The 7764-nt window shown below is 47.7% G+C and carries 11 protein-coding genes; 3 read left to right on the top strand and 8 right to left on the bottom strand.

The features are described from left to right. The coding region (locus tag RMO84_RS06315) for a GMC family oxidoreductase N-terminal domain-containing protein (RefSeq protein ID WP_310487624.1) at positions 1 to 480 on the bottom strand (480 nt) is incomplete at its 3' end. Positions 481 to 491: 11 nt separating this feature from the next. After that, entirely contained in the window at positions 492 to 1529 is a 1038-nt protein-coding gene (locus RMO84_RS06310; RefSeq protein ID WP_310487623.1) for a nitronate monooxygenase, read from the bottom strand. A gap of 460 nt (positions 1530 to 1989) precedes the next feature. Here RMO84_RS06310 and RMO84_RS06305 point away from each other — a divergent pair, with 460 nt between their 5' ends. Further along, the gene (locus tag RMO84_RS06305) at positions 1990 to 2757 is read left to right on the top strand and encodes an SDR family oxidoreductase (RefSeq protein ID WP_310487622.1); all 768 of its coding nucleotides are present in this window, start codon (positions 1990 to 1992) and stop codon (positions 2755 to 2757) included. A 99-nt stretch (positions 2758 to 2856) separates the two neighbouring features. Here the strand turns inward: RMO84_RS06305 and RMO84_RS06300 are convergent, their stop codons facing one another. The 4 genes from RMO84_RS06300 to RMO84_RS06285 form a co-directional block, all read right to left on the bottom strand. Continuing rightward, entirely contained in the window at positions 2857 to 3204 is a 348-nt protein-coding gene (locus RMO84_RS06300) for a nuclear transport factor 2 family protein (RefSeq protein WP_310487621.1), read from the bottom strand. A 209-nt stretch (positions 3205 to 3413) separates the two neighbouring features. Next, positions 3414 to 3944, bottom strand: coding sequence for a hypothetical protein (locus tag RMO84_RS06295; protein ID WP_310487620.1), 531 nt, complete (start codon positions 3942 to 3944; stop codon positions 3414 to 3416). A gap of 143 nt (positions 3945 to 4087) precedes the next feature. Beyond that, positions 4088 to 4444 (bottom strand): CVNH domain-containing protein, encoded by a 357-nt coding sequence (locus RMO84_RS21295; RefSeq protein WP_396135781.1) that lies wholly within the window; start codon positions 4442 to 4444, stop codon positions 4088 to 4090. 244 nt (positions 4445 to 4688) lie between these two features. Beyond that, on the bottom strand, positions 4689 to 4823 hold the full coding sequence (locus RMO84_RS06285; protein ID WP_310487618.1) for a hypothetical protein: 135 nt from the start codon (positions 4821 to 4823) through the stop codon (positions 4689 to 4691). A 420-nt stretch (positions 4824 to 5243) separates the two neighbouring features. On the opposite strand from RMO84_RS06285, the gene RMO84_RS06280 reads away from it, so the two are divergent. Both RMO84_RS06280 and RMO84_RS06275 read left to right on the top strand, forming a co-directional pair. After that, on the top strand, positions 5244 to 5471 hold the full coding sequence (locus tag RMO84_RS06280) for an addiction module protein (RefSeq protein WP_310487617.1): 228 nt from the start codon (positions 5244 to 5246) through the stop codon (positions 5469 to 5471). Further along, complete coding sequence (locus tag RMO84_RS06275) at positions 5468 to 5770, top strand: type II toxin-antitoxin system RelE/ParE family toxin (protein ID WP_396135780.1); 303 nt, start codon at positions 5468 to 5470, stop codon at positions 5768 to 5770. Before RMO84_RS06280 ends, RMO84_RS06275 begins: the two co-directional genes overlap by 4 nt. A gap of 120 nt (positions 5771 to 5890) precedes the next feature. Here the strand turns inward: RMO84_RS06275 and RMO84_RS06270 are convergent, their stop codons facing one another. Further along, positions 5891 to 7267: an NB-ARC domain-containing protein gene (locus tag RMO84_RS06270; protein WP_310487615.1), complete on the bottom strand. Its 1377-nt coding sequence runs from the start codon at positions 7265 to 7267 to the stop codon at positions 5891 to 5893. 102 nt (positions 7268 to 7369) lie between these two features. Then, on the bottom strand, positions 7370 to 7708 hold the full coding sequence (locus tag RMO84_RS06265; RefSeq protein WP_310487614.1) for a DUF4342 domain-containing protein: 339 nt from the start codon (positions 7706 to 7708) through the stop codon (positions 7370 to 7372). Positions 7709 to 7764 lie beyond the last annotated feature (56 nt).

The raw sequence follows: 7764 nt of genomic DNA, 5'->3' as shown, positions 1-7764 counted from the left end.
TGCATCGATATATCGTTGAGAAATAGCAGTAGGCGCGATCTCGTTGGTGACACTTAATTCGCCATCAGTCCCGTGAAACTCGGATGCGCCGCGTGAGGAGTGCTCGGATTTCTTGAAATAGGGCAACATATCCTGGTAACTCCAACCAGGATTTTCCAACGCCTGCCAGTGGTCATAATCGTGAGGATTGCCCCGGCTATAAAGCATGAAATTAATCGCACTGCTACCACCCAAAACTTTGCCACGGGGACAATAAATTTTGCGGTTATTTAAGTACGGTTCTGGTTCGGAGAAGTAGCCCCAATCCACCTCAGAACCTAGTAAGCTCAAGGTTGCTGACGGGCTTTCAATTTCTGGTTTGGTATCTGGGTTGCCAGCTTCGAGTAATAAGACGGTTGTGTCACTATCTGCTGTCAGACGGTTGGCAAGCACACAGCCTGCCGAACCTGCACCGATGATAATGTAGTCATAGTTCGTCATGGGATTTGCTCCTAATTTGCTGTCTGTTTTAGTCTCATAGTTGCGACCTGCTCAAGGCAGCGGTTGGCGATCGCCGCTTCAGCCTCTTGCACTACATCCCGGACAATCTGCGCGGCTGGCTTAATATCATGTACGAGACTGCATGACTCCCCCGCATACAGAGCGACGGATTCCATATCCCCCTGGAAGTCAGTCAGGGGAATTATCGCCGCATATTTCGGCACTTCCATCATGGTGCCAGCGATCGGAACGGTACCCACGATCGTCCCCTCACCCGGACGTTGACCATGAGCGGGGCGACCTGCGCGCTCCCATTCCGCGAACGCTGTATTGCGGAGCACTCGGTGTGGCGCATCCGCCCAGCCGACATCGAAAAGTGTCGTGTATACTGTGTCCTCGGCAGTGCTGCTGACGACCCGTTCCTTGTAGGCATCAGTCACAGCGGCTTCAGTACTACAGAGAAACCGTGTCCCCATCGATACACCTTGTGCCCCCAGACTGAGGGCTGATACCACCCCTCGACCCGTGGCAATCCCCCCAGCGGCGATGACAGGCCCGGTGGGAACCGCTTCAACGACCGCTGGCACAATGGTTGACAGCGAGATCCGACTCTTAACATGACCTCCCGCTTCGATCCCTTGAACGATAACCGCATCGACACCCGCATTGTGGGCGGCAATGGCTTCAGCAACCGAACCCACCTGGCTGAAGACCTGAGTTTTGTGGCGATGGGCTGCGGCGACATAAGGGCTAGGATCTCCCCAAAAGAGCACCAGTAGCGGTACCTGCTCTTCTAGACAGACTTCGATCTGCCCTGGCTGCAAAAGCGTGAGCACGAAGTTCACCCCAAATGGTTTGTCCGTCAGGCTGCGGATCTTGTGGATCGCCTGTCGGAGGATGGGCGGTGGCAGGAACAGTCCGCCCATCACCCCACAGCCGCCAGCATTAGACACTGCCGCCGTGAGTTCTGGGCCTGCCGCTGGCCCCATCCCTGCGGAAAAGATGGGATAATCGATGCCAATCTGATGACAGAGTGGGGTTTTCAACATATATCCTCCTTAATGTTTTCACTCGATTCTCTAGACGAGAGGCTACGCCAACGAGTAACCGATATCCGCCGTCGCGATCGTGGGCACATGTCGATCCAAGGGTTGCCGGAATAACAGTTTTTTGCTATGTATTCAGTTTGCAAGAATCATTCAAATTGCACCACGCAAGATCCCCCAGTTAAGCTTTAATTTGAATCGCTCGTCTTAACACTCCACCCACAAAGGATAAAGGCTAAATCAACGTATCTAATCTGTTCGGGATCGCAAATCGATTTACTATCAAGCCAAATTACTTCTTGAGTATTCATGCCACTTCTAGCCACTATTTCACATCGAAAAATTAACTTGCATCTTAACTGATGGATCTTGCGTGGTCTAAATCGAATCAAAGTTGAATAATGAAAGCAACCGATTCAAAGCGAAACTGAGCAATTGGATCGTCAAATTAGGAGCAAAAATTATGGCTAATACCGTTTTAATTACGGGAGCATCGCAGGGGACTGGCAAGGCAACAGCACTATTGTTTGCTCGACATGGATATGATGTCATCCTGGCAGCAAGACAGCCAGAGCGATTGGAGCAAGTAGCCGCAGCGGTGCGGGCTGAAGGTCGCCAAGCTCTAGCGGTACCGACAGACACCAGCGACGTACAGCGGGTGGAGATGCTGATTCAAACGGCACTAGATCGATTCGGGCGAGTTGATGTACTCGTAAATAATGCTGGCTTTTACTTGTCTGGGTTGATGCAGTATACGCCACTTGATGACTGGCATCGAGTCATGGATACCAATTTTTGGGGCTATGTGCATACGATTCAGGGGTTGCTGCCGCAATTTTTAGCACGGGGGAGTGGATCGATTGTCAATGTTATTTCGTTTGGTGGCGCAACCCCGGTGCCAGAGATGATAGCGTTTTGTGCGAGTAAATATGCGGTCACGGGCTTGACGGATACACTGCGGTTGGAACTCGCTCCTAAAGGGATTCAGGTGTGTGCGGTTCATCCTGGGGTGATTAATAGCAACTTTTTGGAGCGGGCGATTTTTCGGGGTCAAGACGCGGCGCAGGTTGAGGAGCGGCGCAAACAGCTTCAGGCGTTGGTACAAGCTCCTTGGGTAAGTCGGCCTGAAGACATTGCTGATGCGATTTGGAGTGCGGTTCGATCCGGTAAATCGGAGGTAATTGTGGGGCAACCACTGACGGCAACTAAAGCTTTGCAAGTCGCTGTTTGATTCATCTAGTAGATTCTTTAGACCGTGACCTCCCTTTTTTAGCATGTATAGCAGTTGCTATGATTAAAGATGCCGAGCGACAAGTAGTAATTTGTCGATCTAGGTTTTGATGACAAAAGCCCTTAATTCGATGATTTTATCGCCGCGAAAACGCCAGACATCGCAGTAAGAATAATGAACCGCCGTTCCGTCTTCATCCTTCAATATGATGTCGCCGAGTGCTGTGACGAAATCGCCTTCAGCGATTAAGTTAGCGACCATAAACTTCGGCGGCTCGATGTATGTCGCTGCCAGATATTGACGAACGGCTTCTTTTCCTGTCAGGGTTTTGTCGCCGACAAACGTCCATTCTGTGTCGTCGGTGCAGCATGACAAGAATCCTTCATTGTTGCCTTTCGAGATCGCCGCGTTGCCCTGTTCTAAGATTGCTTTATTTTTCTCGGACATCTGAATCTTTCCTTTATTCAAGTAGATGATTTAAGGTCGCGGTTTTCTCGATCGCGTAGCGTCTCCTACAGAGAATCGGCGCATCCGATCTAACCGTTCGCGCCAGCGTACAGTCAGGTAATCGCCGCCGAACGTTTGAGATAAGTTGGTCTGCACAAGTAGGAAGCGAAAGTAAATGTAGCAGGATGGCGAAGATGAGCGAGAAAAACTCACAGCAATCGATTCGCCAACAACCAATACATTCCGCTAGATGAGGTCGCGGCTACAAGCCCTAGCCCGACCAGCACATAACAACTAATGGCACGCTGGTTCAGTTCGGTTAAACGGGCTGAATGAAAGCGGTTTGGAACCAGTCGCTGTGCGAACCAACCTGCACCCAATCCAATTAGCCCGGAGCACAGAGTCCATAAAGGAGCAAAAATAAATATCAATCCTGATGTGGAAGATCCGGTTCGAGCATTCCACCAATCAAACTTCCAGGTAAAATAGATGCAGAGCATCGATCCAAGCATCGCGCCTGCTAGACCAATTCTTACCCACAGATCGCGCAATCGACGATGAGCATGAGGGGAGCGAGTTGCCGCAGGAACCAACGTAATTGCGGCAAGCAATAGGGGAAGGCAATTCCACAGGGTAAATACATTAATGCCTGCCCACCGATTGTCAGCCGTCACATTTGCATAACCGACCGCTACAAATCCTGTCAGGATAAAAGGGATAAACAGTAAAGTTTTCCACATCTTAATGAGTCCGTGAAAGGGAATTGAGAGCGAGGATCTGTATGTTGGGTAGAGAAATGCGTTGGCACAAGGCAAATGAGATACTATGACGATCGGCATTCTCTCATAGCATCTGATTTTTTACAGGATTTAGACCTCGATATCTACCGATAGGTTAAGGTTCCATCCCGATTCTCAATGCCGCGAATCCGAATTGACGTTGTATTAGAGCCACCATTGACTCGACGACATCGTGCGGATAAAAATGTTTGAGAAACCCGAATATTCCGACAGGAATTTTGATAACTACTAGAATCAGTTGCATCGGAAAGGTAGGTTAAGGTTCCATTTCGATTTTCAATGCCTCGAATCTGAATGGATGTTCGATTAGAGCCACCGTTGACTTGACGACATCGTGCGGACAAAGTTGTTTCGTCAACCCGAATATTCCGACAAGAATTTTGATAATTACTAGAAGATGTGGAGTCGGCAACAGCATTATTGGGAGTTGCTACCAGCATGGCACCGCAAGCAACAAGAATTATTGAGCTTGACAGCCGAAGGTTTAAAAAGTGAGACATAAGTTTTTCCAGTGGTAACTAAAGCTTAATTTTTGGAAGTGGGAATAAAAGATATTGAAGAAATCGTCGAGATGGTCTCCCCATCGTTCGATTCCACAGCCGATCGAGATCTAAATAACTAGCAACTTAATTTTGTCTAGTAAGCTATTAGCCTTTTCTGTGAGTAAATAAAGTTTAATTTCGATTACCTGACGGTACGCTGGCGCGAACGATGGGAAGGTGCAAATTTGGATACATTAGCAATAATTAGTACGGCAACCGTAATTGAAGCCATCGATAAAAGTGCTACTGTAGCTAGTTTTTGGTTAAATCGAGACATGAGTTTATCATTCCTGTTTTTAGCATTTGGCAGTAATAGTTTGACTTGCGTTAGGATTTGTTTGTCCAAGCTCTGTAGCTAGTTGTTTTCATTATTCAACTTCTACTCGATTTAGACCACGCAAGATCCACCAGTTAAGCTGCAAGTTAAGGAATAGTCACTCTAATGCTTTACAGATGCGATCGCTATTAATCGATGGTTGCAGTGAGTGAATACTGACTAAGCTGAAAGATCTTTGACTTAGCCTCCACCTTGCAGAATCGACATCGAAAATCACATCCGCTCTTAACTGGTGGATCTTGCGTGGTGAAATTTAGATAAAAGTTTGAGAATAAGGATAGTGAATTATTAGTTAAAGCTAAAACCTATGTCACAATGCTATAATTTTGACATTGATGTAATTTAGTGAGTTAAGTTAGCGTGAGTAGTCATCCTCTTCTCAAAGTTGAAATATCTCAATTGAGTATTGCCGAGCGGATTCAACTCGCAGAAGATTTATGGGATAGTATTCTGGATAGACAAGATGAAGTCGAATTAGACAAGGCACAACAACAGGAACTCGATCGAAGATTGGAACAACATCGCCAAGATTCTAGCACTGGCTCTAGTTGGGAAATAGTCAAACAGCGATTAGGCGTTTCCCAATGAATTACAGGTTGATTATCCGTCCAGAAGCAGAATTGGATTTGGAAGATGCTTTTACATGGTATGAGTCACAAGAGACTGGTTTAGGTTCTGAATTTGTACGGGCGATTGATAGTTGTGTATCTACCATCGGTCGTAATCCGCTTGCCTATCGGCTTATCTACCAGCAAGCTCGCCGCGCTTTAGTCAGACGTTTTCCTTATTGTCTGTTTTATATTGTTGAAGAAGATACAGTCTTTGTGATTGCTTGCTTTCACAGCAAACGAAATCCCAATGATTGGCAAGATAGATTAAATAAATAGCCCTCATGAATTGCCCCTGGGTCAGGTTTAAGCCCATTCGTGACACTACAAAACATTTGTCCCGATCGAGTGCCCTAGTTACCACTCACTAGAGATCGGCGATGAGAGCAAATGACTTGGCTACACGCCCAGCCCAAATGTTTCAGATTCGACAGATCGATGAGTAACATACTCCGTCACCACAGGCTGCAAAGAGAATAACCCGTCTGTTTTTTCGACGATCGATCGCCGCATCAATGAGTTTAGTTGTTTGGGTACGCTCTGCTCGGAGGTAAGACCGACAATACTTCCACGAATTTTGGCCATCGATACTGGCTCGTGATGAATTGCCAACCAAAACAAGACTTGCTGTTCGGCGATGGATAACCGCTCGAACTGTCGATCGAGCAGATTGCTAATGTCTGTAAATCCCAAAATTCCGCAGTCGAGATCGGCGACAACCTCGGCGATGCTGCCATCGAACAGTTCTTGGGTAGCTGCTGCCACCAGCTTCAATATCAGCGGGTTGCCGCCATAGTGATGGATTAGCTGCTGCCATTGAGCTTCTGAACCTATAAATTCGCCTTTTTGGTCAAAGATGGCGCGTCCATCTGCGGGGGTGAGTCCCGTCAAAGATAGCGCGGCGCAAGTGCCCTGTCTCCCTTCCATCACTGCGATCTCGCTGGGCTGTTCGCGACTGGTGAATAATAAGCAACTTTGGTGAGGAGTTTCGCCGATCGTTTTGAGCAATTGTCCATACCCTTCATAGCCCGCTTTCCATTGTCCCACCCGTTCGCTGTGCAAAACGATCTCGACATTATCCAGCATCAACAGACACCGACGCGATCGCAGATATTGCATCAACTTAAAGAACTTTTCATCGAGCGTGGGGGGAATCACCGGATCTTCACCATAGAGCGGCATCAGGAATTTCAGCAGACTCGATAGCAGCTCTGCCAAGGGTGGTGCGTGGGCAAGACTGCGCCACACGATAATCTCAAACTCGGATGACATTTGGATCGCAGCCTGGATCGCGATCGAACTTTTGCCAATTCCACCCATTCCCAGTACTCCAGCCACGCGACAGCGATTGCAAACAATCCACTGCCACAGTTGCGCCAGTTCTCGCTCGCGCCCGTAGAACACCGCTGTATCGATCGCACTATCCCAATCCCGGTGAGTATTTACCCCTCGGCGATCTGATTCTCCACCCGTAGCAATCGCCGATATATGGTCTGCCTTGGTTAATTCCAGCCCAAACGCCCCAAATAGGTACTCTAACGACTGCCGATCGACTCCCAATTCGCGCTTGAGCACCCGATAGAGTGTATTGAGTGAAAGTCCCGTGCGCTCGCTCAAGTCTTCTTGTGTCAAATGCTTGCCCCAAATTTGGTCGGATTCTGCTTGCTGTTTGGCTATTTGAAATCGTTGCCATCCTTGCGGCGATAAGACGATGCCTCGTTCCCGCCCGATGCAACTACTACCGTTGCTAGACTTGGAAAGCTTGGAATTATTCATCAGCAGTTCACTATTAATAAAGGGCACAAGCGAATCTGTTCTGGCGGTTCTAGTTTAGCGGCACCAGAAGATTCACTGTTTACATCAAGATCGATCGTCAGGTTATGCTCGTTTCTCTACCACGATCGTTAGATGAGCGACCATCGCCCCGATCGATCCCACAGCAGCCAGAATCGGGAAGAAAGCTGCACTGATGGCACCACCAACCACACCAACAGTTAAGGGGATTTCAATTAATATATGCCCCTCTTCATTTTTGAGAATAATCCGCCGAATATTACCTTGGTGAATCAGTTCCTTGATTTTGGCACCGAGGGCATCACCCTTAATACTAAATTCTTCTACGCCAATCTTTTCTGTTTTTACTTCATGCTCCCCAGTTACTAATTCGGATTGAATTGTTTCGACGTTTTCTTGAAAGTTGTCGTTTGGTGCGCTCATGTTATGAATTAATATGATTATTTAGCTTGAAAAGTAGATGATTAGATCGAAAAAGG

It is taken from the genome of Chamaesiphon sp. VAR_69_metabat_338, from assembly GCF_031423935.1.
Taxonomy (GTDB): Bacteria; Cyanobacteriota; Cyanobacteriia; order Cyanobacteriales; family Chamaesiphonaceae; genus Chamaesiphon.
This window is presented reverse-complemented; position numbering and strand designations above follow the sequence as displayed.

Coding starts and splice junctions, on each gene's coding strand:
- RMO84_RS06310 (WP_310487623.1), bottom strand. CDS start 1,529: ATGTTGAAAACCCCACTCTGTCATCAGATTGGCATCGATTATCCCATC.
- RMO84_RS06305 (WP_310487622.1), top strand. CDS start 1,990: ATGGCTAATACCGTTTTAATTACGGGAGCATCGCAGGGGACTGGCAAG.
- RMO84_RS06300 (WP_310487621.1), bottom strand. CDS start 3,204: ATGTCCGAGAAAAATAAAGCAATCTTAGAACAGGGCAACGCGGCGATC.
- RMO84_RS06295 (WP_310487620.1), bottom strand. CDS start 3,944: ATGTGGAAAACTTTACTGTTTATCCCTTTTATCCTGACAGGATTTGTA.
- RMO84_RS21295 (WP_396135781.1), bottom strand. CDS start 4,444: ATGCTGGTAGCAACTCCCAATAATGCTGTTGCCGACTCCACATCTTCT.
- RMO84_RS06285 (WP_310487618.1), bottom strand. CDS start 4,823: ATGTCTCGATTTAACCAAAAACTAGCTACAGTAGCACTTTTATCGATG.
- RMO84_RS06275 (WP_396135780.1), top strand. CDS start 5,468: ATGAATTACAGGTTGATTATCCGTCCAGAAGCAGAATTGGATTTGGAA.
- RMO84_RS06270 (WP_310487615.1), bottom strand. CDS start 7,267: ATGAATAATTCCAAGCTTTCCAAGTCTAGCAACGGTAGTAGTTGCATC.
- RMO84_RS06265 (WP_310487614.1), bottom strand. CDS start 7,708: ATGAGCGCACCAAACGACAACTTTCAAGAAAACGTCGAAACAATTCAA.